Genomic DNA, 25,070 nt, shown 5'->3' with positions numbered 1-25,070 from the left:
ATGAAAAGAAAGACATATTGGAAAGACCTGCTCCAGTCTTTCACAGGTTCAAAGGGACGATTTTTATCCATCCTAACTCTGATGATGTTAGGTTCTTTAGCCGTGGTTGGTCTCAAAGTAGCCAGTCCCAATATGGAGCGAACAGCTTGGGCTTATCTGAAAGATACTAATGCGGCAGATATGACCGTCATAGCAGATTATGGTCTAGATCAGGCAGACCAGGAAGAATTACAAACTCTATCAGGAGCAGATGTCGAATTTGGTTATATGACAGATTTGACTCTGGCAAACAGTGAAGATGCCATACGGATCTTTTCAAATACTGAAAAGATTTCAAAATTTCAAGTAACGGAAGGGCGTTTGCCTGAAAAAGAAGATGAATTGGCTCTAGCTGATTTTTGGAAAGATCACTATCAAATTGGGCAAGTCATTCATTTGAGTCAAAAGAAGGGCAGCAATTCTCAGTTGAAGCGGGATAGTTATACCATTACAGGCTTCGTCCACTCTCCAGATATTTTCTCAAAAACGGATATGGGGAGTTCAGCCAGTGGTAATGGGAATCTAGCAGCCTATGGTGTCGTAACTGAAGAAAATTTTAAGAGCTCTGTTTACACGATTGCCCGCCTGCATTTTGCTAGTTTAACAGATGTCAATCCCTTCTCTAGTGATTACGAAAAGAAGCTAGAGGAAGAAGAGGCAACTCTCAAGGAACTAGTTGCTGATAATGGACAAGCGCGACTAGAGAAAATGAAAAAGGACGCTCAAGAGTCTCTTGATGAGGGCAAGAAACAGCTAGATGAGGCAGAGACCGACTTGACAGCTGGCAAGAAACGCCTACAGGATATCGAGAGTCGGCTTCAAGGTCAAGAGGCCCAGTTAGGTCAACTACCAGAACCACAAAAAAGTCAAGCATCTAGTCAGTTAGGAGAAGCAAAAGAACAACTAAAGCAAGAAAAGGAAAAGCTGAGCCAAGCCGAAACAGATCTTACTAAGGAAAAGGCTAAGTGGCAGGCTAGTCAGGATGAGGTCAATGCTCTAACAGAGCCAACCTATCATGTCTACAATCGCAAGAGTTCTCCTACTAGTCAAGGTTACCTCATGTATAGTAACTCGGCTATGAGTATTCGTGCCGTAGGGAATATCTTTCCAGTCGTTCTCTATGCCGTTGCAGCCATGGTTACCTTTACCACCATGACACGATTTGTAGATGAGGAAAGAACCAATGCTGGTATTTTCAAAGCTCTAGGCTACCACAGCAAAGACATCATTGCTAAGTTTGTGATTTATGGTCTGGTTGCTGGAACTCTTGGAACCCTTCTAGGAATCTTGCTTGGGCATTACGTCTTGGCACCTACAATCTCTCATATTATCACTGAGCGAATGATTGTTGGAGAGAGTCAGCAGAATTTCTATTGGACCTATAGTTGCTTGGCTCTGGGACTAAGCTTAATAGCTAGCGTTTTACCTGCCTACCTTGTATCTCGCAGAGAATTGCATGAAGAAGCAGCGCAATTATTACTACCCAAACCACCAGTCAAGGGCTCAAAGATTTTCTTGGAGCGGATAACCTTTATCTGGTCTCATTTGAGCTTTACCCAAAAGGTAACTGCCCGCAATATTTTCCGTTACAAACAACGCATGCTGATGACCATTTTTGGGGTTGCAGGTTCAGTAGCCCTCCTCTTTGCAGGGCTTGGCATTCAATCTTCTGTGGTAGGAGTTGCTGACAGACAGTTTAATGATCTGCAACAATATCAGATGATTCTCTCTGTCAATTCTCGAGCTTCAGATTCTGATAAGGCAAAGCTAGAAGAAAAATTGCAGAGTGATGAAGTTGAAAACTATCGTTTAATTTCTTCCAAACAGGTTGAGGAAAAGTATGCTGGCAAGGCAGGTGTTCAAACCGTGACCATCATGGTAACGGATCAAGATGACCTGGATCCCTTTGTCCATTTAGAAAAAAATGGGGAAAAACTGAGCTTATCTAACGGACTTGTTCTGACTGAAAAATTAGCCCAGTTGGCAGGAGTTTCCCTTGGTGACAACTTTACGATAGATGGAAAAACCTTTAAGGTTGGAGCCATTACCGAACACTACGTAGGCCATTTTGTTTATATGAATCAGGCGACCTATGAGGAGATATATGGTCAAGCTCCCAAGATGAACACCTATCTGGTCCAACTTAAGGATAAAAGTGAAGGGAATACTGAAAGAGTCGCAGGAGAATTTATGGATCTAGCTGCTGTCAGTGGCCTCGTTCAAAACGCCTCAACCATTCAGCTCTTTGAAAGTTTTGCCAATTCTCTGAATCATACCATGGCGATTTTGGTACTGGTATCGGTGCTATTAGCCATTGTGATTCTCTATAATTTGACCAATATCAATGTTGCTGAACGGATTCGGGAACTCTCAACCATCAAGGTTCTTGGTTTTCATAACAAAGAAGTGACCCTTTACATCTATCGGGAGACCATCCTATTGTCACTAATTGGAATGATTGTAGGATTGGTATCAGGCTTTTATCTCCATCAATTTCTCATTCAGATGATCGCACCCGGTACCTTCCGTTTTCAACCAAAGGTCGGCTGGGAAGTTTATCTCATTCCAGTTCTAGCCGTCAGTGTCATTTTGACCATCCTAGGAGTTTTTGTCAATCATTATCTCCGAAAGGTGGATATGCTAGAAGCCCTCAAGTCTGTAGAATAATTGGTAGAGGACAAAAACAAATAAGAAAGCCCTTTGTGGCTTTTTTATTTTCATAAAAATGGTAAAATAGTAAGAGTAGAAATGGAGTTCTAGATATGAAACGAATTGATCAATTTGAAAATAAGAAAGTATTAGTCCTAGGTTTAGCTAAATCAGGTGAGTCTGCAGCTCGTCTCTTGGATAAGTTAGGTGCCATTGTAACAGTTAATGATGGCAAGCCTTTTGAGGAAAATCCAGCAGCACAAAGTCTCTTGGAAGAGGGCATCAAGGTTGTAACTGGCGGTCATCCCTTGGAATTGTTGGATGAAGATTTTGCCCTCATGGTGAAAAACCCTGGTATTCCTTATAGCAATCCTATGATTGAAAAAGCGCTAGAAAAAGGCATTCCAGTCTTGACAGAGGTTGAGTTGGCCTACTTGATTTCTGATGCACCGATTGTTGGTATTACTGGTTCAAATGGTAAGACTACGACCACAACCATGATTGGAGAAGTTCTGACTGCAGCTGGGCAAAATGGCCTCTTATCAGGTAACATCGGTTATCCTGCTAGTCAAGTGGCTCAAACTGCCACAGATAAGGACACTCTTGTGATGGAACTTTCTTCTTTCCAATTAATGGGAATTCAGGAATTCCATCCTGAAATTGCTGTTATCACCAACCTTATGCCAACACATATTGACTATCACGGTTCTTTTGAAGCCTATGTCGAAGCTAAGTGGAATATTCAAAGCAATATGACAGCGGCTGATTACTTAGTATTGAACTTCAACCAGGAATTAGCTAAAGAGCTTGCTACAAATACAAACGCGACTGTAGTACCATTCTCAACCCTTGAAAAGGTTGACGGTGCTTATCTTGAAGATGGTCTTCTTTACTTCCGTGGTGAAAAAGTCATGGCAGCTGATGAAATCGGAGTTCCTGGTAGCCACAATGTGGAAAATGCTCTTGCAACCATTGCTGTAGCTAAACTTCGTGGTGTGGACAATGAAATCATCAAGGAAACCTTGTCAGCCTTTGGTGGAGTTAAACACCGTCTCCAGTATGTAGATGAAATCAAGGGTGTGAAATTCTACAACGATAGTAAGTCAACCAATATCTTAGCAACTCAAAAAGCCTTGTCAGGATTTGACAATAGCAAGGTTATCTTGATTGCTGGTGGGTTGGACCGTGGCAATGAGTTTGACGAGTTGGTTCCAGACATCACTGGACTGAAGAAAATGGTCATCCTCGGCCAATCTGCAGAGCGTGTCAAACGTGCAGCGGATAAGGCTGGTGTAGCTTATGTGGATGCAACAGATATTGCTGACGCAACTCGAAAGGCTTATGAACTTGCGGAAGAAGGAGATGTGGTTCTCCTCAGTCCTGCTAATGCTAGCTGGGATATGTATGCCAACTTTGAGGTACGTGGAGATCTTTTCATCGACACTGTAGCGGAGTTAAAGGGATAATATGAAAAAAATAGTATTTACAGGTGGGGGAACGGTTGGACACGTTACCCTAAACCTTTTGTTAATGCCTAAGTTTATCGAAGATGGCTGGGAAGTCCACTATATCGGTGACAAAAACGGGATTGAGCATCATGAAATTCTCAAGTCAGGTTTAGATGTCACCTTCCATTCTATTGCTACAGGGAAACTACGCCGTTATTTCTCATGGCAAAATATGGTTGACGTCTTTAAGGTTGCTTTTGGAATTCTTCAATCGCTCTTTATCATGCTTCGAGTTCGTCCACAAGCCCTCTTTTCTAAGGGTGGATTTGTATCTGTTCCGCCTGTTATTGCAGCGCGAGTATGCAGAGTACCAGTCTTCATCCACGAGTCTGATCTCTCTATGGGATTGGCCAATAAAATCGCCTATAAATTTGCGACTAAAATGTACTCTACTTTTGAGCAAGCGTCTAGCCTCACTAAAGTAGAGCATGTAGGAGCCGTGACCAAGGTTTCTGGACCAATTATGGAAGAGCCTGAAGAAATGGTGGATATCCGAACTTCTTTCAATGATAAGCTACCAACTCTTCTTTTCGTCGGAGGTTCTGCTGGTGCGCGTGTCTTTAACCAATTAGTTACAGACCATAAGGAAGAGCTGACTAGTCGTTATAATATCATCAACCTAACAGGGGATGCTAGCTTAAATGAACTAAGTTCAAACCTCTACCGTGTTGACTACGTGACTGAACTCTATCAACCGCTCATGAATATGGCTGATGTAGTCATCACTCGTGGTGGTGCCAATACTATTTTTGAACTTCTTGCTATGGCTAAATTGCATGTCATTGTCCCTCTAGGGCGTGAAGCTAGCCGTGGAGATCAGATTGAAAATGCGGCTTACTTTGTGAAAAAAGGCTATGCTGAGGAGTTGCAAGAGGGCGAATTGACCTTGTCTACTTTAGAAGAAAAAGTAAGCAAGCTTTTGACCCACAAAGAAGACTACCAGAACACGATGAAGAATTCTCATGAATTAAAATCTGTGGCGGATTTTTATGCGCTACTAAAAAAAGATCTATCATAAGGAAAATCGATGTCAAAGGATAAGAAACAAGAGCCAACTCAAGGCAAGGAATTGTCAGAGTGGCAAAAACGAAATCAAGAATATCTTCAAAAAAAAGCTGAAGAAGAGGCCCAACTAGCCAAAGAAAAGGCCCAAGCAGATACCAATAAAAAAGAAGTTGCAAAAGCTCTGGAAGAAGAAACCACTTTATCAGAGTGGCAGAAGCAGAACCGTGAATATCTGCGTAAAAAGGTTGAAGAAGAGACCAAGGAAGAACAAGAGTCAGACTTATCTGAGGACACTGAGGAGGAAGAGGATTCAGATTCTAATCCTGAAGAGCAGAAGGAAAGTGCAGAAGACCAGTCCTCGCTTGAAAATGAGGAGGAAACTACTGAGACAGAACAAGTAGAAGAAGAGGATGAAAAATCTGAAGAAAAATCTGAAGAAACAAAAGTAGAAGAAAAGAGAACTAAGTCTAAGGAAAAGATTGCTAAGCCTTCTATTCCAAGTGTTCATATCTGGCGTGCTGTTACGATTCTAATCCCAAGTTTGCTTGTCTTGTTCTTTTCCATCTATCTTTTGACGCCATACTCAACTTTGAAAAACATAGAGGTTACTGGTACGGTAGAGACCAATGCAGACCAAATCAAAGAGGCTTCAGGGATTCGTGATAGTGACTATACCTTTGGTCTGCTCCTCAATAAAGACAAACATGCTGAGATGATTAAGTCCAATCACTGGATTGAATCTGCTAGCATTCACTATCAATTTCCGACCAATTTCACCATCCAGGTCAAGGAATACGGGATTGTAGCCTATTATGTTTCTGGAGAGGACCATTATCCGATTCTTTCTAGTGGGACGGTGGAAACCAGTCCAGTTAGTCTAGTCAGTCTTCCAGAAACCTATATGTCCGTACTCTTTAACGATGAGCAGCAAGTCAAAACCTTGATTGAACAACTAGCTGAAATCAGCCCAGAGATTAAGCAGGCTATCAAAACGATTGAATTGGCTCCAACTAGTGTAACCAGTGATCTGCTCAAGATTACCATGTATGATACGGACGAAATTTTGGTTCCTTTATCAGAACTAGGTAAAAAATTACCTTACTATAGTAAGATTAAACCCCAATTAACAGTACCGAGCGGTATTGATATGGAAGTCGGGATCTATAGTTATAGCTTGACGGATAAGGCTTTAGAAGAAGCAAGAATCAAAGCTAAAGAAGAGGAAAAGAAAAAGCAGGAAGAAGAAAAGAAAAAACAAGAAGAGCAGGGGAATCAAACTCAGAGTCAAAATCAAACAACCCAACAATCACAGAGTCGTTAAGATTAAGATGATTCTGTTGACTTGATGATGAGTCATGTTTTCTATAAGTTCAATTACTGGTTTTTACTTGACAAGTACCGCTTTAAATAATAGAATAGTAAAAAACCTTTAAAGCAGTCCAGAGAGGCAGCTAAGGTTAGACGGTGAAAGGGTGGACTCTACCCATTTTTCGTGGAACCTTGCTGTAGGCAGGTTCCTTTTTTCATGCTCTCTAGCTCACAAAGGTAAAAGGAGAAAAGTATGCGCGAATCTCGTCCAGTTATTGCTCTTGATTTTCCAAGTTTTGAGGCAGTCAAGAAATTTTTAGCTCTTTTTCCAGCTGAAGAGAGCCTCTATCTAAAGGTAGGTATGGAGCTCTATTACGCTACAGGTCCGGAAATTATTTCTTATTTGAAAGGCTTGGGACATAGCGTCTTTCTGGATCTCAAACTCCATGATATACCTAATACGGTCAAGTCAGCCATGAAGGTTTTGTCTAATCTGGGCGTTGACATGACCAACGTTCACGCAGCAGGTGGTGTTGAAATGATGAAGGCTGCGCGTGAAGGCTTTGGAAAAGAAGCCAAATTGATTGCTGTTACCCAGTTGACTTCAACTTCTGAAGAACAAATGAGAGACTTTCAAAATATTCAAACCAGCCTTCAAGAATCTGTTATTCACTATGCCAAGAAAACTGCTGAAGCCGGTTTGGATGGTGTGGTTTGTTCGGCTCAGGAAGTGAAACTCATCAAAGAAGCTACCAACCAAGACTTTATCTGTCTGACACCAGGTATTCGTCCATCAGGAGCTGCAGTTGGAGACCAAAAACGAGTTATGACACCTGCAGATGCTTATCAGATTGGTAGTGACTATATCGTTGTCGGACGCCCAATCACTCAAGCCACTGATCCAGTAGCAGCTTATCATGCTATCAAGGATGAATGGACACAAGACTGGAAATAAGAATATAGTTTAAATTACAAAGGAGAATCCCATGACACTTGCTAAAGACATTGCTAGCCATCTATTGAAAATTCAAGCCGTTTACCTCAAGCCAGAAGAACCTTTTACTTGGGCATCAGGCATTAAGTCACCAATTTATACGGACAACCGTGTGACGCTTGCATACCCAGAGACACGTAGCTTGATTGAAAATGGTTTTGTGGAAGCCATCAAGGCAGAATTCCCAGAAGTAGAAGTAATTGCAGGAACAGCGACTGCAGGCATTCCGCATGGTGCCATCATCGCTGACAAGATGAACTTGCCATTTGCCTATATTCGTAGCAAACCAAAAGATCACGGTGCTGGAAATCAAATCGAAGGCCGTGTAGCCCAAGGTCAAAAAATGGTCGTTGTTGAAGATTTGATTTCAACAGGGGGATCAGTTCTCGAAGCCGTAGCAGCTGCCAAACGTGAAGGAGCAGATGTTCTGGGTGTTGTAGCTATCTTCAGCTATCAATTGCCAAAAGCGGACAAGAACTTTGCAGATGCTGGTGTCAAACTAGTAACACTTTCAAACTACAGCGAGCTCATTCACCTAGCCCAAGAAGAAGGCTATATCACACCAGAAGGACTTGACCTCCTAAAACGCTTCAAAGAAGACCAAGAAAATTGGCAAAAAGCTTAAGACATAGAAAATCAGGTAGTCAAAATGAACTGCTCCCTGTCAAGTGGACAATGAAATAATAAAAGATTAAGCACTCGGGCTTTGTTCCTCATTTCAAGAGGAGAAAGGCCCGTGTTGCGCCTTTGAAAACGAAAAGTAGATATCGGCAACAAGTTCCTCAAAAGTCTTATACTTCTTCAAATTGTCACTCTCTGTTTTAAAGTATTCCAAGAAGCGATTAATCGGAGCATTACCAATTTATATACCAACTCTAGACATAGAGCAGTGGTGACCATCTAGTATTCTCGTGGTGTATACTATGAATCAGCGGAGTTGCGCTGGATTAGCCTCCATAGCTTTTCCATGACTAAGGGATTATCGTATACAGCTTCTTCCTTGAATTAAGTAATGTTGATGATATAAATCCGGTATGATATAATGTTTTAGCCCCCTCAATTTAAGGAAGGGAGGTGTTACATATGTTAGAAACTTTACTCACAGTGTTTCTAGCTCCGTTACTGATTAATGTGTTATCTGAGCTTTTTAAGTTATGGCTGAAGAAACGTAAGAAGTAATGGTTAACCCTTTTAGAGGGTAGCAAAAAACCCCATCGGTAGCACGGTGGGGCTTTTTTAGTTACATATGCTGTAACTTTACTCACATTGTAAGTTCATTTTAACACAAATCTATCGATATTTCAAGCTTTTGTTTTTATATTTCATCAATGTTCATTCAACAATTTTAGAACACTGAAGCCTGTGGTTTGAGTCTGCTCCACTGAAATTAGCATACGCGCTACTAGCTTCCATTTTACAATAAAGAAATCAACTCTTTTCTAGGGATTTCCGCCCTCATTTTTGTCTTTTGTGCTAAAATAGACTTATAAATTGAAAATAAGGAATGTTTATGAAATCGGGTAATGGTTTTTGGAAAGGCTGTCTCTATTTTTGGGGCTTCTTGTTCTTACTGGGCCTTTTGGTTCAATATGCTCTCCCACTTGCGGCTTGTGTCCTACTGGGTTATGGCGGTTACCGTCTCTACAAACGTTGGCGCTATCCTCTTTTGCAGGATCGTTCGCTCGACGATCGGATTGAGCTTTTAAAAGCTCGGATTCGTCAGGCGGATAAAGATATTCAGCAATTGGAGGGAACTTTAGTAGAAAAAGGCTCAGAGGCCTATAAGAGTCTGGCCAATCAAGTATTGATTGAACTGCGGGAAATCCATCAGGAGGCAGATCGTCTCAAGTCCTATATTGATGATGATGTCTACAATCGTATTGACAAAAAGGTTCGTACAGTAAGGGCAAACATCGATGTTCAGCTAGAACGTTTGGATAGAGAAAGTCAGGTAGATCTTGAAAATGCGGAGCCAGAGGAATTAGCTCCAGAATTGTCCCAGACCTTGGCCAATATTGCCGTTGACCATCAGGCCATTTTAGACAAGATTGCTACCTCTGCTGAGGGGGATAAGGAAGAGTTGACTGCCATTCATAGTTTGAAGATGGAGAAATTCCAAACGATTCTAGAAGGCTATTTAAAGATTAAGGCCAATCCTAAAAACTATAATCGAGCAGAAGAACGCTTGCAACAAGCTAAAGCAGCTATCGAACAATTTGACCTTGAGCTGGACCAGGTATTGAGAGAACTCAATGAAACAGATATGCGTGATTTTGATATCAGTCTGCGTATCCTAGAAAAAGATCGTAAAGAATAGGTTAGAAACAAAGGAGTAACCATGACAGAATTTAATTTTGATATTGACCAGATTGCCAATAATACGGTAGCTAAGGTGGATAAAACAACCCAAATCATCGAGACCAACACTGGCTCAGACAAGACCTTGACCTTCCTTGAAAAGTTGAGCCCTGAGCAGCAAGAGGGGATCAAGGCGCACGTGCCCCAGTTGGTAGACCAGTTTGTCACCAATCAAAATGCTCTTTTGGATTTTGGACAATCTGCTGTAGAAGGTGTGAACAATACGGTTAATCGTATCTTGTCAGAACAAAAGAAACTGCAGATTCCCCAAGTGGATGATCTACTCAAGACTACCAACCGTGAGTTGCAAGGCTTTGTCGTCAAATACAAGAACGCTGAAATTGCTGAATTAGAAGAAAAGCCAAACTTTTTGCAACGCTTGTTTAACAAGAGCAAGAATACCCTCCAGGAATTTTACTTTGACTCAAAAACAGTGGAGCAAAAGCTAGATGGCATGGCTGCCGCAGTGGTCAAGCAAGAAGATGTGCTAGCTCGAAATATCGTCTCTGCTGAAATGTTGATTGAGGACAATACCAAATCCATTGAAAATCTAGTGGGAGTGATTTCTTTTATCGAAGCTAGCCAGACAGAAGCTGGCAAGCGCGCTGTAGAACTGAAAGCTCAAGTTGACCAACTCGATACAAGTACGGTAGAATACCAGACCAAGTCTCAAGAATTGGCCCGCATGGCAGAAGTGGTCAATACCCTTGAACAACAGCACACCGAGTATGTCAGCCGTCTCTATGTTGCCTGGGCAACAACACCTCAGATGCGCAATCTTGTGAAGGTGTCATCTGATATGCGCCAAAAATTGGGCATGCTTCGTCGCAATACCATTCCAACAATGAAGCTTTCCATTGCCCAACTTGGTATTTTGCAACAATCAATGAAATCAGGTGTCGTGGCAGATGCCATTGTCAATGCCAATAATGCTGCCCTTCAGATGCTAGCTGAAACCAGCAAGGAAGTGATTCCGCAGATGGAACGAATTGCCCAAAGCCCGACAGTCGCTGTCGAATCTGTTACCAAACTGGCTGAAAGTCTGGTCGCTCAAAACCAGGGTATCGTCGCTGCCATTGAATTGGGACGCCAGAAACGTGCCCAACTAGAAACAACCATCGTCAAGTCCGCAGAAATGATCAACGATTCTGTCAAACTACGCGATGAGAAAATCGTCCAAGCCCTTCTAGACCAAGGAAAGGCCGCTCAGAAAGAAGTACAAGAATAACACAAGTCCCTTGTAAGTATAGCTTGCAAGGGATTTTGCTTGTTTTAGTAGAAGTTTGAAGGTCAGGGAATTATTGCCAGATTTAGAGAGAATACCCTAGAAAACCTTTTCACTACTAGTCTTTTATGATACAATGGAAGGAAGTAAAGGCGTTGTTTTTCAATCTTATCAACTCCTTGGATGAATGAAAAGGAAGAGTCCCTATGGTTTTCAGATTTAAGCAAATAACTAGCTTATATATATATATATATATAAACTCGCGTTTTCATACCCATTTTCAAAACCTACCAATCTTTTTGGTAGGCTTTTTGCGTTGTAGAAATGGGGTATGAACATGGCTTATACCTTATCAAAAGAATTAGAACAAGAACTTATCGTTTCAGCACCCGAGTTGCAGGCTAGTTATACTGCCATCGTAGAATACCTAGAAGCTATCAGCCAGAAAGAAGCATCTGGAAGCAATTCTCAGGAACTCCAGAATCAGCTTGTTATTCAGCTGAGACGTTTAGAAGATTTAGTACAGGGTTATATCCAAATAAAGAAGAACCCACATCACTACCTAGATGCAGATAAAGATCTGACAGCAGCCTATCAAGCTATAAAAGGGACAGAGCAAGATCTTCTCAAAAAATTGCAACATCTCAACCAAGCAGCCTTGCAGGATTTCCATATCAGCCAAAGACTATCCCCTAAAGACGAGACTGCTATCCCTGTAGCAGGAAAAGCCAAAACCAAACAGGAATTGGCTATCGAGCGGGATTTAATCAACCAGCTGACAAAGGGAGAAAGTCAATGGGTGTATCGACCTGAGTTAAATACAGAAGACCTCCTATGGGGAAACTTTTTTGCCAAGCTAGAAGCCAATAATGTCCGCATTTTGCAAGACCATCCCCTTACAAATTCAGAGAAAAATCAAATCAAAAACCAGCTTAATTTCGTTAACTTCTATGAAGCAGCCAAGTGGATAGCGGGAGAAAATGGCATTGCTAAGGTGCAGGTTCAACGAGAAGATGCTAGTTTAGGCACCGTTCGCTTGGAAGTCTTGTGGAGAAACAATGTCGCTGGTGGCAAATCCAGCTATGAGGTTGTCAACCAAGTCATCACAGGCGGAGAAGGGATTCGCCAGCGCCGTGGGGATGTGACTTTGCTGATCAATGGTCTGCCTATGATTCAAATCGAACTGAAAAGCCGTTCTCATCCTTATATGGATGCCTTCCGTCAGATTAAGAAATACGACCAAGAAGGACAGTTCAGAGGTATTTTTTCAAGTCTTCAGATGTTTGTTGTCTCTAATGTCACAGACACTCGCTACATCGCAGCCGCCAAAGCCAACAAGCTAAATGAGCGCTTCTTGACCAAGTGGGTCGATAGTGAAAATAGACCTCAACCTCAACTATTTGACTTTGCAGAGTCTGTCTTGTCGATACCGAGAGCCCACGAGATGGTCATGCAGTATTCTGTCATCGATGATGACAAGAAGGCCTTGATTTTATTGCGCCCCTATCAGGTTCATGCCATTGAGGCTATCCGTGAAGCCAGTCGCAAGCGCCAGTCGGGCTATATTTGGCATACGACTGGTTCAGGAAAGACCCTGACCTCTTATAAGGTTTCGCGCAATCTGCTCCAGATACCATCTATCGAAAAGACAATCTTTGTGATTGATAGGACAGACCTTGACCAGCAGACGACTAGTTCCTTTCAGTCTTACGCAGAGAACGATATGATCGATATCGACGAGACCGATGATACACAGGAATTGGTTAAAAATCTGGCTTCTGATGACCGTCGTGTCGTTGTGACGACCATCCAGAAAATCAATGCTATGATTCGTCAGTTTGATGAAGGGCGTCACCAAAAGTTCTACAATCGTATCAAACAACTCAAACTAGCCTTTGTCGTCGATGAATGCCATCGCGCAGTGACTCCTGAACGCCAGCGCCACCTAGAGCACTTCTTTACCAATTCTCTCTGGTATGGTTTTACAGGAACACCTATCTTTACAGAAAATAAACGTGAACAAAAAGGAGACCTTGCTCAGACGACCGAAGAGCAGTACGGTGACTGCCTCCACCAATATACCGTCAAAGAAGCCATCCATGACAAGGCGGTTCTCGGCTTTAATGTGGAGTATCAGACAACCATGCCTGGGTGGGCAGAAGATGATATTGACGAGGAGCGCTATGATGACGAAGGCCACATGCTTGCCGTTTTAGATGCTATTCTCAATCGCTCAAGACGCAAACTCGGCTTCCAAAATGGGGTAGGAAAAACCTATGAAGCCATTTTGACCGTTAAAAGCATTGCCCGTGCGCAGGCCTATTATAACCTGATTAAGCAAGTCAAAAATGGAGAGAAGTCTCTAAGCATCTCGGAAAATGTTAAAAAGGTCTTACCAGACTTTCCTAAGGTTGCCATCACCTATTCTGTGACAGAGAATGAAGCAGACTCCTATGTCAACCAAGCCTACATGGAGGAGAGTCTAGAAGACTACAATGCCATGTTTGGCACTCACTTTAGCCTAGCCACCATTGCTTCCTACAATAGCGACCTTAACGACCGTTTGGCCCGTAAGAAAGAACGCTTTGCCTTCCGTGAAGAGCAGTTGGACCTGGTTATCGTGGTGGACCGCTTGTTGACGGGCTTTGATGCCCCTTGCCTATCGACCCTGTTCATGGATCGTCAGCCCATGAAACCCCAGCATATCATTCAGGCCTTTTCACGAACCAATCGCCTCTTTGATGAAGGAAAGAAATTCGGTCAAATCGTTACCTTCCAAACGCCTGACCGCTTTAAAGAAAAAGTGGATGAAGCTCTGAGCCTCTACTCAAATGGTGGTGAAACCAGTGTCTTAGCCCCAGAATGGCAGGAGGAGAAGGCCAAGTTTCTTGAGAAGGTTCATCAACTACTAGACATCGCTCCAAGTCCAGAGCAGGTGCCTGATTTGGATACAGCGACAGATGCAGAATTAAAACGTTTTGCCAAGGCCTTCCAAGAATTTGACAAGCTCCTATCCTCTATCCAAGTCTATTCTGACTATGATGAGAAAGTCATTCTCAGAGAGATTGGTCTCAGTCTAGAGGACATCGAGAACTTTGCCGGCCAATATCAAAATGTCATCGAAGAACTCCGCAGACGTAGACCAGAAAATCAAGGAGAGGACGGCGTCCTCGTAGATATAGAGTACGAGCTTGAATCCATCCGCACCGATGAGATAAACTATCACTATATCCTCTCTCTCATCCAAGCCCTGATTGAAAATCGGGAAAACCTCATTGGTAAAAAGGAAAAGAGTCTGGTAGATAACTATATCGAAGATTTGAACAAATCCAATCCTAAGTTATCCAACCTCATCTCCCAACTCTGGCAGAATGTTCAAGCTGATGCCAAGAGCTATCAGGGACAGTCTGTAACCCATAAGTTGGATGAGATGATTGAACTAACAACCCAGAAAAAGATTCGTGAAACGGCAGATTATTGGCAGATAGGAGAGGATGAACTCCAGTTCGTAGTGGACAACTACCGCATCGGACGAGACAAGCAAAATGGTGAAAAAGCCATCACTGAGTCTCAGGACTATCTGGCCTATAAGGAAGCCCACGGAGACAAGGCACTACCAAAACTCAAATACAAAAAAGCCCTCAAAGAGGACTATATGCGCATGATTTCAGAGGATATCCTACCGCTAAGGGGGAGATAACATACTAGAATAATTGTTCTTATTTGCTAGATTTTTAACTTTATCTTGGCGAATCAGCCCTTCTATTGTTTCAAAATAGGCAAAATGGAAGAATAGAAATCAAAAAAGAAAATCTAAAGTGTAGAAATAAGAAAATGGAGTAATAGAAAGGGAGTAATATGACAAAAATTGGTTTTTTATTTGGGGCTGGAGCTGAGATTGCTTATGGTATGCCCAATGGTGGGAAATTTGCTTTAGATATTTTCAGGAGAGATACTAGTCAAGCTAAGGAAAAGTTTAAAGAAAATCGTGATAGAATTTTAAATTATTCTCAATATGCAAGCACATGGCTACCGCAAGATTATAATTCCAAGAGAGTTACTACATTTCGAGAAAGTGTGTATGAAAATATAATCAAGGATACTGTAGTAAATAATCGTAACGATATAGTAAAGAGAATTAACAATTTTGATGATGTTGCAGATTCGATAGTTGCTTCTTTTCCTAACTTTAAAAATATTGTACAAGATGAGTTAGGTAGAGAATATCAAAACATTAATGTTAGTCAGCAATTAAAATATAACGATTACTTACAGGATGGGAATCTTTTATTTACGAGTAAGATTTTTTCAATTTTATTAACATATTATAAAAACTTTGAATTTTCGAATGCTTCTGATAAAGAATTGCTTGGTGATATTGTAAAGTCTATTTTACAGTTGCATATAGGGGCAATGAGTGAAAATCTTTCTAGAAACCTACAAGAAAATATTTTTTCTACACATGAATTAGAGTTAGATATTTTTGATGATTTAGGAAGCAATCTTTCTGTTAATTATCAAGCAGCGGGTGTTAAGGGGTTGGAGCTTTTATCGAGGAAGGAACCTGATGATGCTCACCCTATTGTTAAACTTGCTTTTAAAATAATAGAAGAAATTTATGCTGGAGTTTTGGATTATAAATCTGTAATTGATAGTAATTGGCATTATCTATACATTCCTAAACATGAGTGGAGTAAGTTTTGCAACATTAGCATCTTTCTTCATTCAGTACGTGAATATATAGAATCTTGTAATTTTAATGACCAAAACGCAGGATATTATGATGATTTAAATAGTCAAGATATTTTTGAAATAGAAACTATTGCGACATCTAATTATATCAATAATCTGATAGGAGCTAAATTACCAGGCAAGGATATTATTTTTCTAAATGGCAGTATAGATGAATTTTATGATCCGTATATGAATACGACAATCAGTAAAGAAGAATTTGATATCTATGAACGTTTTGCTGTTCCTTTGATATTTACACAAAGTGGTACGAAACCAATGACCTCTATTGATATGTCCATAAAATATGTTGATTATTATTCAAAGTTGAGCGAATCTGATTTTATCTGTTCTATTGGTTTTGGATTTAACACCGATGATGAACATATAAATGGTATTATTCGAACAGCTATTGAAAGAGATGGAAAGCATCTTGTGGTTATTGGACCAAGGAAGTATGGTTCTTTAGAATCTATAGTTCAAAAATTAGCAAATCAATTAAAAGTAAGTCGAGTGGAGAATATTCACTATGTCATCGTAGATAATGAGCGAAAAGTAGATAGTGGGACGTTATGGACAGAATATATTGTATCATCTGATTTCTTAGAAAGTATAGAAGAGGTGTCGCATGATTAAGATACCAGATTATCGTTTTAAAAACTATGCTGAATCTTGGGAAGAAAAGAAGTTGGGAGAATTGGTGGAAAGAGTTACGAGGAAAAATAAAAATTTGGAATCTGATTTACCTTTGACTATTTCTGCCCAATATGGATTGATTGACCAACAAACTTTCTTTAATAAAAAGGTTGCGAGTAAAGACGTTAGTGGATATTATTTATTGAAAAAAGGAGAATTTGCGTATAATAAATCTTATTCGTCAGATTATCCATGGGGTGCAGTTAAAAGATTGGATAATTATGAAATGGGAGTATTATCAACATTATATATAGTTTTTAGGCCCAATTCTATAGATTCAGATTTTTTAGCTGTATATTACGATTCTCCAAAATGGTATAAGGAAGTTTCTATGCGAGCAGCAGAAGGAGCCAGAAATCATGGTCTTTTAAATATTTCGCCACAAGATTTCTTTGATACGGAGCTAATTTTTCCTGTTAATCAGTCCGAGCAAACTGCCATTGGTTCTTTCTTCCAAGATATTGACCAGCTCATCAGCCTTCAACAGCGTAAGTTAGAGGTTCTCAAAGAGCAGAAGAAAACCTACCTCAAGCTCCTCTTCCCAGCCAAAGGACAAACCAAACCAGCCCTTCGCTTCGCAGGATTTGAAGATGAGTGGAAGGAAAAGTATTTGTATGAAGTTTTAAAAGTTTCTAAAGATAGAAATGTGGATTTAGCATATGATAAAAATCAAGTATTGTCTGTATCACGTGAAGCAGGCGTGGTTAATCAAATCGAATATCAAGGAAGATCATTTGCTGGAGCAGATTTATCTAACTATAAAGTAGTAAATAAAGAAAACTTAATTTATACAAAGAGTCCATTAAAAGGCGCTCCCTATGGAATTTTCCAGATATCATATACTACAGGGATAGTATCTCCGTTATATGCTGTATTCAAATCTACAAAACAAATTTTTGCTCCATTTGTTGGCTTATCACTTATGGACGATAATAAAGCTTCTAAGTATTTATCTCCTATTGTTACAAAAGGAGCCAAGAATACTATTAATATAACGGATGAAGGTAGCCTTCAAGGTAAATTACTATTTCCTAGTATGGAGGAACAAAGGATAATACATACTTTTTTTCAAGACCTAGACAAGTCTATTGCCAAACAAGAGGAAAAAGTCAACCAGCTCAAAGAAAGCAAACAAACCCTACTTAGAAAAATGTTTATCTAAGATACCAAGACAGTAAAAAGTTACACTAAATGAATGAAAGTAGAAATTGATAGGAGACCTTATGTCACAAACAGATTTATCAAGAGAACTCTACCAATCCCTCTGGAATGCCGCAGATATCCTGCGTGGCCAGATGGAAGCCAATGAATACAAGTCCTACCTCTTGGGCTTGATTTTCTACAAGTACCTATCCGACAAGATCCTCCAAGCCGTCTGTGATAACTTGGACGAGACCTTTGAGTCCTTCCAGCAAGCGCAGCTTCTCTACGAGGAAAACTTTACGGATGCAGATGTCCGTGAAGACCTCATTGAGGTCTTAAATGACGAGCTGGGCTATGTGATTGAGCCTTCTCTAACCTTTACCAAGCTGGTTCAGTCTATCCATGAAGGAACCTTCCAGCTAGAGTCCCTAGCCCAAAGTTTCCGTGATATCGAGCAGGCCAATGAAAAATTTGAAAATCTCTTCGAAGATATCGACCTCTATGCTAAAAAGCTAGGTAATACCCCACAAAAGCAAAACAAGACCATCTCTGAGGTTATGAAACAGCTCAACGACCTCAATGTGTCTGGTCATGCTGGTGATATCTTGGGTGATGCTTATGAGTACTTGATTGGTCAGTTTGCCAGTGATTCTGGGAAAAAGGCTGGAGAGTTTTATACACCTCAAGCAGTTTCACACCTCATGACTCAGATTGTCTTTGCAGGTCGCGAGCATCAAAAAGGGATGTCGGTTTACGACCCGACCATGGGTTCTGGATCTCTCTTGCTCAATGCCAAGCGCTATAGTAAGGAAGCTTCGACTATTTCTTACTACGGTCAAGAGTTGATTACTTCGACCTTCAACCTTGCTCGTATGAATATGATGCTTCATGGGGTTGCGATTGAGAACTATCACCTCAGCCACCACGATACCCTAGACGAAGACTGGCCGACTACGGAGCCGACAGACTTTGATGGGGTTTTGATGAACCCACCCTATTCACTGAAGTGGTCAGCAGATAGTGGCTTCCTACAAGATCCTCGCTTCTCAAGTTATGGAGTTCTTGCACCTAAGTCCAAAGCAGATTTTGCCTTCCTCCTTCACGGTTTTTACCATCTCAAGCATAATGGTGTCATGGCCATTGTCCTTCCTCACGGAGTTCTCTTTCGAGGAGCAGCCGAGCAAAAGATTCGCCAGCACCTGCTAGAAGAAGGCGCTATTGATACAGTTATCGGCTTGCCAGCAAATATCTTCTACAACACCTCTATCCCGACAACTATTATTATCCTTAAAAAGAATCGCACCAATAAGGATGTCTTCTTTATCGATGCCTCAAAAGAGTTTGAAAAAGGGAAAAATCAAAACAATATGACCGAAGACCATATTGCCAAGATTTTGGAGACCTATCAAAAACGCGAGAATGTCGAGAAGTTTGCCTATCTAGCCAGCTTTGAAGAGATTGTCGAAAATGACTACAACCTCAACATTCCACGCTATGTCGATACCTTTGAAGAAGAACCCATTGTTCCCCTAGCCGACCTTGCAGACCAACTCGCAGAGATTGATAAAGAGATTGGAGAAGTCGAAGCCAGACTCGCACACATGCGCAGCCAACTAGTAGGCACAACACCAGAAGCCCAAGCAGAATTAACCGCCTATCTTGAAAAATTGAAAGAGATTTAGAGAGTGGGACAGAAATCGGTAATTCGTTAGAATTCGATTTCGTCGTCCCACCTCCGCACAGTTGAGTAGGGCTGTAAAAGCTGATGAAATCAGCGTAGTAGAGCCCACTCAACCACTGCGTCTTGCTAGACAATCCAAAGACAATTGAGAGGCTAGGACTTTTGTCCCAGCCTCTTTTGAATTTTGCTATATTACACATCATGTATAATATAGGTGAAAAATGATGCTAAATGATAAAAAATTGTAGCTTTAAAAATCTCTTTTGAATAATATGTATTTTTTATCACAATGATAGTCAAAATCTATTGGAAAGAGAAATTTAAAAATTTTTAGGAAATTTAGTTGACAAATGTAGATTTTAAGAGTATACTGATAATTGTGATTGACAATTGTAGATTTTGGAGGAGATAACCATGCAGATTTCGGATGCAGAATGGCAAGTTATGAAGATTATCTGGATGCAGGGAGAGCAGACTAGTACCGATCTCATCAAAGTATTAGAGAAAAGGTTTAGCTGGTCCAAGTCCACGATTCAGACACTCTTGGCACGTTTGGTGGAGAAAGAATGTTTGACTCGGGAAAAGCAGGGCAAGTCCTTTACTTATTCAGCTCTTTTAACGCAGGAAGATAGTAGGAAGTTACTTGTCCAGGATATCAAAGACAAGCTTTGTTCTCGCAGAATGAAACAGTTACTGGCTGATTTGATTGAAGAATGTGACTTTACCCTAGCTGATTTGGAAGGCTTGGAAGAAGTGATTGCTGAGAAAAAAGCAAGTGCTGTGGCAGAAGTAAGATGTAATTGTATGTAAAGGAGACGCTATGTTAAATCTATTTGTATCTATTATTGTTTTAGGAATGATTGCTTTTATCCTCTTTTGGTTTTTCAAAAAACCGCAAGAAGATGCTAAGAGAGCCCAGCAAAAAAATGGCTATCAGGAGATTCGAGTGGAGGTCATGGGAGGATATACTCCAGAAACCATTATCCTCAAAAAATCGCAACCTGCTCGCATTATTTTCGATCGAAAAGATCCTTCACCTTGCTTGGACCAAATCGTTTTCCCAGACTTTGGTGTGCATGCTGATCTGCCTATGGGAGACCAATATGTGGTTGAAATTACTCCTGAAAAAGCAGGAGAATATGGTTTCTCTTGTGGCATGAATATGATGCACGGTAAGATGATTGTAGAATAGGAGAATGATATGACTGAAATTGTAAAAGCAAGTCTTGAAAATGGTGTTCAAAAAATCCGTATCACGGCAGACAAAGGCTACCATCCAGCCCACATTCAACTGCAAAAAGGGATTCCTGCTGAGATTACCTTTCATCGTGTGACACCTTCAAACTGTTATAAAGAGATTCTCTTCGAAGAAGAAGGGATTCTAGAACCAATCGCTCAAGATGAGGAAAAAATTATTCGCTTTACGCCTCAAGACCTGGGTGAGCATGAATTTTCATGCGGCATGAAGATGCAAAAGGGAACCTATACCGTTGTTGAAAAAACTAAAAAAACTCTAAGCCTTTTACAGCGTTTTTGGATTACTAGTATCTTTACTGTGCCTCTTGTGATTCTCATGATTGGGATGTCTACAGGAGGAATTAGTCACCAAGTCATGCGTTGGGGCACCTTTTTAGCCACAACACCCATTATGCTGGTAGCTGGAGTTCCATATATCAGAAGCGCCTGGGCTAGTTTTAAAAAGCACAATTCCAACATGGATACCTTGGTTGCTCTGGGAACCCTAGTGGCCTATTTCTATAGCTTAGTTGCCCTCTTCACTGGTCTGCCCGTTTACTTTGAAAGTGCTGCATTTATCCTCTTCTTCATTCTTTTGGGAGCAGTTTTTGAGGAAAAAATGCGAAAAAATACTTCGCAGGCAGTCGAAAAATTATTAGACCTACAAGCAAAAACAGCAGAGGTTTTGCGTGATGATGTTTATGTTCAAATCCCTCTAGAACAAGTCAAAGTTGGGGATCTCATTCGCGTTCGACCAGGTGAAAAAATTGCCGTTGATGGGACTGTGTTAGAAGGTGAAACGAGTATTGATGAATCAATGGTGACTGGGGAAAGTATTCCAGTCGATAAATCAGTTGGAGATGCTGTCATTGGTTCAACCATCAATAATAGTGGTACGATCATTTTTAGAGCCGAAAAAGTGGGCTCTGAGACTATGCTGGCTCAGATTGTGGACTTTGTGAAAAAAGCGCAAACGAGCCGTGCTCCTATTCAAGATTTGACAGACAAGATTTCTGGGATTTTTGTACCAGCAGTTGTCATTTTAGGACTTCTTACTTTTTGGGTCTGGTTTGTTTTACTTGGAGATAGCTTTGTGACTTCACTTCTCTACGGAGTTGCTGTTTTGATAATTGCCTGTCCTTGTGCACTAGGACTCGCGACACCGACAGCACTCATGGTTGGAACAGGACGAAGTGCCAAGATGGGGATTCTTCTCAAAAATGGTACAGTTTTACAGGAAATCCAAAAAGTCCAAACGGTTGTTTTTGATAAGACAGGAACCTTGACCGAAGGGAAGCCAGTAGTGACAGATGTTATCGGTGATGAAAGAGAAGTGCTAAGTTTGGCTGCTTCACTGGAAGATGTATCTCAACACCCGCTAGCTCAAGCTATTGTTAATCGTGCATCTGAACTAGGAATTAGCCTTTACCCAGTGGAAAACTTCCAAGCCTTGCATGGAAAAGGTGTGACTGGGATTATTAATAGTAAACAAGTCTTGCTTGGGAATGCCAAACTCTTAGATGATCTTGCTATTCCACATGATTATCAAGAACGATTTGATTTGCTTGAGAAAGAAGCGAAAACAGTTGTCTTCTTATCAGTAGATGGTGAACTAAAAGGCTTAATTGCCTTGCAGGATGTCCCTAAGGAAAATGCTCAAGAAGCTATTGCTAAATTGAAAAAACGTGGTCTTAGAACGGTCATGCTTACCGGAGATAATGCTGGAGTAGCGCATGCGATTGCAGAGCAAATTGGAATCGAAGAAGTGATCGCAAATGTCTTGCCAGAGGAAAAGGCACATGAAATTCACAAGCTTCAAAAGAATGGCAAATTGGCCTTTGTTGGAGATGGTATCAATGATGCGCCGGCCCTCAGTGTAGCGGATGTCGGAATTGCCATGGGCTCTGGGACAGATATTGCCATTGAATCAGCAGATCTTGTCCTTACAACTAACAATTTACTAGGATTGGCACGTGCTTTTGATATGAGTAAGAAAACCTTTAATCGTATTCTACTCAATCTTTTCTGGGCTTCTATCTATAACCTCATTGGTATTCCGATTGCAGCAGGAGTCTTTTCAAGTCTTGGTTTGGTGCTCAATCCAGAACTTGCAGGATTAGCTATGGCCTTTAGTTCAGTCTCTGTTCTGATCAGCTCTCTTATGCTTAATTTTACTAAAGTCGATTAATACTCTTCGAAAATCAAATTCAAACCACGTCAGCTTCACCTTGCCGTACTCAAGTACAGCCTGCGGCTAGCTTCCTAGTTTGCTCTTTGATTTTCATTGAGTATAAAAAGGCGGTCTTAACCGCTTTTTTGCTATTCTAACACAGATTTTCAAAACGTTTTCAATCTGTACTGTAATAGATAATGAAGTTTTGTGAGCACATTCTTATGAAACTATAAGTAAATGTGATAAATTAGGAGTGTAAATTTACTGAATCGTTTTCAAAAAACATATAAAAGCGCTTTTATTATTCATCAAATTAACTTTTAAGGAGAGTTATCATTATGACTCAAGGGAAAATTACTGCATCTGCAGCAATGCTTAACGTATTGAAAACATGGGGCGTAGACACTATCTACGGTATCCCATCAGGAACACTCAGCTCACTTATGGACGCTTTGGCTGAAGACAAAGATATCCGTTTCTTGCAAGTTCGTCACGAAGAAACAGGTGCTCTTGCAGCAGTTATGCAGGCTAAATTTGGCGGTTCTATCGGTGTTGCAGTTGGTTCAGGTGGTCCAGGTGCGACTCACTTGATCAACGGTGTTTACGATGCAGCTATGGATAACACTCCATTCCTCGCTATCCTTGGATCACGTCCTGTTAATGAACTCAACATGGATGCCTTCCAAGAATTGAACCAAAACCCAATGTACAACGGTATCGCTGTTTACAACAAACGTGTAGCTTACGCAGAGCAATTACCAAAAGTGATCGACGAAGCTTGCCGTGCTGCCGTTTCTAAAAAAGGTCCAGCCGTTGTTGAAATTCCAGTAAACTTTGGTTTCCAAGAAATCGACGAAAACTCATACTACGGTTCAGGTTCTTACGAGCGTTCATTCATCGCTCCTGCTTTGAACGAAGTTGAAATCGACAAAGCTGTTGAAATTTTGAACAACGCTGAACGTCCAGTTATCTACGCTGGTTACGGTGGTGTTAAAGCTGGTGAAGTGATTACTGAATTGTCACGTAAAATCAAAGCACCAATCATTACAACTGGTAAAAACTTCGAAGCTTTCGAATGGAACTACGAAGGTTTGACAGGTTCTGCTTACCGTGTTGGTTGGAAACCAGCCAACGAAGTGGTCTTTGAAGCAGACACAGTTCTTTTCCTTGGTTCAAACTTCCCATTTGCTGAAGTATACGAAGCATTTAAAAACACTGAAAAATTCATCCAAGTGGATATCGACCCTTACAAACTTGGTAAACGTCACGCCCTTGACGCTTCAATCCTTGGTGACGCAGGTCAAGCAGCTAAAGCTATCCTTGACAAAGTGAACCCAGTTGAATCTACTCCATGGTGGCGTGCAAACGTGAAGAACAACCAAAACTGGCGTGATTACATGAACAAACTCGAAGGTAAAACTGAGGGTGAATTGCAATTGTATCAAGTTTACAATGCTATCAACAAATACGCTGATCAAGACGCTATCTACTCAATCGACGTAGGTGACACTACTCAAACATCTACTCGTCATCTTCACATGACACCTAAGAACATGTGGCGTACATCTCCACTCTTTGCGACAATGGGTATTGCCCTTCCTGGTGGTATTGCTGCTAAGAAAGACAATCCAGATCGCCAAGTATGGAACATCATGGGTGATGGTGCCTTCAACATGTGCTACCCAGACGTGATCACAAACGTTCAATACGACCTTCCAGTTATTAACGTGGTCTTCTCAAATGGTAAATATGCCTTCATTAAGGACAAATACGAAGACACAAACAAACACTTGTTTGGTTGTGACTTCCCTAATGCTGACTATGCGAAAATCGCTGAAGCGCAAGGTGCTGTAGGATTTACAGTTGACCGTATCGAAGACATCGATGCAGTTGTTGCAGAAGCTGTTAAATTGAACAAAGAAGGTAAAACTGTTGTTATCGATGCTCACATCACTCCACATCGTCCACTTCCAGTAGAAGTACTTGAGTTGGATCCAAAACAACACTCAGAAGAAGCTATCAAAGCCTTCAAGGAAAAATACGAAGCTGAAGAGCTTGTACCATTCCGCCTCTTCTTAGAAGAAGAAGGGTTGCAATCACGCGCAATTAAATAATTCCTCTCATCGAAAATCAAATGTAAACATTGTAGATTTTATGCATTGATTTTCTTAGAGAGAAACTTAAAAAGATCGGAGCAATCCGGTCTTTTTTTTATATAAAGCAATCACATATAAATAATTGACAACGCTTTCCTAAAATCTTATAATAAAAATGTAATAATAGAAAATGTGACAGATATAGAAAAGAGGATTTTTTTAATAGGT

The 25,070-nt window shown here is 40.9% G+C and carries 16 protein-coding genes and 1 pseudogene; 16 read left to right on the top strand and 1 reads right to left on the bottom strand.

Annotated elements, in window-relative coordinates:
• The 6 genes from ADH90_RS07505 (at position 1) to pyrE (ending at position 8,128) form a co-directional block, all read left to right on the top strand.
• Complete coding sequence (locus ADH90_RS07505; protein ID WP_049530697.1) at positions 1-2,706, top strand: ABC transporter permease; 2,706 nt, start codon at positions 1-3, stop codon at positions 2,704-2,706.
• 95 nt (positions 2,707-2,801) lie between these two features.
• Positions 2,802-4,154: a UDP-N-acetylmuramoyl-L-alanine--D-glutamate ligase gene (murD, locus tag ADH90_RS07500; RefSeq protein WP_049530696.1), complete on the top strand. Its 1,353-nt coding sequence runs from the start codon at positions 2,802-2,804 to the stop codon at positions 4,152-4,154.
• Position 4,155: 1 nt separating this feature from the next.
• The gene (locus tag ADH90_RS07495; RefSeq protein ID WP_049530695.1) at positions 4,156-5,214 is read left to right on the top strand and encodes a UDP-N-acetylglucosamine--N-acetylmuramyl-(pentapeptide) pyrophosphoryl-undecaprenol N-acetylglucosamine transferase; all 1,059 of its coding nucleotides are present in this window, start codon (positions 4,156-4,158) and stop codon (positions 5,212-5,214) included.
• A gap of 9 nt (positions 5,215-5,223) precedes the next feature.
• Entirely contained in the window at positions 5,224-6,522 is a 1,299-nt protein-coding gene (locus ADH90_RS07490; RefSeq protein ID WP_049530694.1) for a cell division protein FtsQ/DivIB, read from the top strand.
• A 240-nt stretch (positions 6,523-6,762) separates the two neighbouring features.
• Positions 6,763-7,464, top strand: coding sequence for an orotidine-5'-phosphate decarboxylase (pyrF, locus tag ADH90_RS07485; RefSeq protein WP_049530692.1), 702 nt, complete (start codon positions 6,763-6,765; stop codon positions 7,462-7,464).
• A gap of 31 nt (positions 7,465-7,495) precedes the next feature.
• Positions 7,496-8,128, top strand: coding sequence for an orotate phosphoribosyltransferase (pyrE, locus tag ADH90_RS07480; protein WP_049530690.1), 633 nt, complete (start codon positions 7,496-7,498; stop codon positions 8,126-8,128).
• A gap of 71 nt (positions 8,129-8,199) precedes the next feature.
• Here the strand turns inward: pyrE and ADH90_RS11220 are convergent.
• Positions 8,200-8,389, bottom strand: a pseudogene (locus ADH90_RS11220) (IS3 family transposase); the annotation flags it as partial.
• A gap of 624 nt (positions 8,390-9,013) precedes the next feature.
• Here ADH90_RS11220 and ADH90_RS07475 point away from each other — a divergent pair.
• The 10 genes from ADH90_RS07475 (at position 9,014) to spxB (ending at position 24,860) form a co-directional block, all read left to right on the top strand.
• Positions 9,014-9,820, top strand: a complete 807-nt coding sequence (locus ADH90_RS07475; protein WP_049530688.1) for a hypothetical protein — start codon at positions 9,014-9,016, stop codon at positions 9,818-9,820.
• A 21-nt stretch (positions 9,821-9,841) separates the two neighbouring features.
• Positions 9,842-11,089 carry a toxic anion resistance protein gene (locus tag ADH90_RS07470; protein WP_049530686.1) on the top strand — a complete coding sequence of 416 codons (1,248 nt, stop codon included), beginning with the start codon at positions 9,842-9,844 and terminating at the stop codon, positions 11,087-11,089.
• Between the two features lie 328 nt (positions 11,090-11,417).
• Positions 11,418-14,786, top strand: a complete 3,369-nt coding sequence (locus ADH90_RS07465; RefSeq protein WP_239682000.1) for a type I restriction endonuclease subunit R — start codon at positions 11,418-11,420, stop codon at positions 14,784-14,786.
• Positions 14,787-14,944: 158 nt separating this feature from the next.
• Complete coding sequence (locus ADH90_RS11640; protein WP_065427221.1) at positions 14,945-16,453, top strand: hypothetical protein; 1,509 nt, start codon at positions 14,945-14,947, stop codon at positions 16,451-16,453.
• A complete protein-coding gene (locus ADH90_RS10630; protein ID WP_065427219.1) occupies positions 16,446-17,675 on the top strand; it encodes a restriction endonuclease subunit S in 1,230 nt (409 codons plus the stop codon). The genes ADH90_RS11640 and ADH90_RS10630 overlap by 8 nt, the downstream gene beginning before the upstream one ends.
• A gap of 61 nt (positions 17,676-17,736) precedes the next feature.
• A complete protein-coding gene (locus ADH90_RS07450) occupies positions 17,737-19,338 on the top strand; it encodes a type I restriction-modification system subunit M (RefSeq protein ID WP_049530685.1) in 1,602 nt (533 codons plus the stop codon).
• Positions 19,339-19,751: 413 nt separating this feature from the next.
• Positions 19,752-20,147 carry a CopY/TcrY family copper transport repressor gene (locus ADH90_RS07445; RefSeq protein ID WP_049530683.1) on the top strand — a complete coding sequence of 132 codons (396 nt, stop codon included), beginning with the start codon at positions 19,752-19,754 and terminating at the stop codon, positions 20,145-20,147.
• Between the two features lie 10 nt (positions 20,148-20,157).
• Positions 20,158-20,529, top strand: a complete 372-nt coding sequence (locus ADH90_RS07440) for a cupredoxin domain-containing protein (protein WP_049530682.1) — start codon at positions 20,158-20,160, stop codon at positions 20,527-20,529.
• 9 nt (positions 20,530-20,538) lie between these two features.
• On the top strand, positions 20,539-22,761 hold the full coding sequence (locus ADH90_RS07435) for a heavy metal translocating P-type ATPase (RefSeq protein WP_049530681.1): 2,223 nt from the start codon (positions 20,539-20,541) through the stop codon (positions 22,759-22,761).
• 323 nt (positions 22,762-23,084) lie between these two features.
• The gene (gene spxB / locus ADH90_RS07430; protein ID WP_049530679.1) at positions 23,085-24,860 is read left to right on the top strand and encodes a pyruvate oxidase; all 1,776 of its coding nucleotides are present in this window, start codon (positions 23,085-23,087) and stop codon (positions 24,858-24,860) included.
• The last annotated feature ends 210 nt before the right edge of the window (positions 24,861-25,070 follow it).

It is taken from the genome of Streptococcus pseudopneumoniae (assembly GCF_001073085.1).
GTDB classification, from domain to species: Bacteria; Bacillota; Bacilli; order Lactobacillales; family Streptococcaceae; genus Streptococcus; species Streptococcus pseudopneumoniae_M.
The sequence above is the reverse complement of the archived record's forward strand: the minus strand, read 5'-3'. Positions and strand labels throughout refer to the sequence as shown.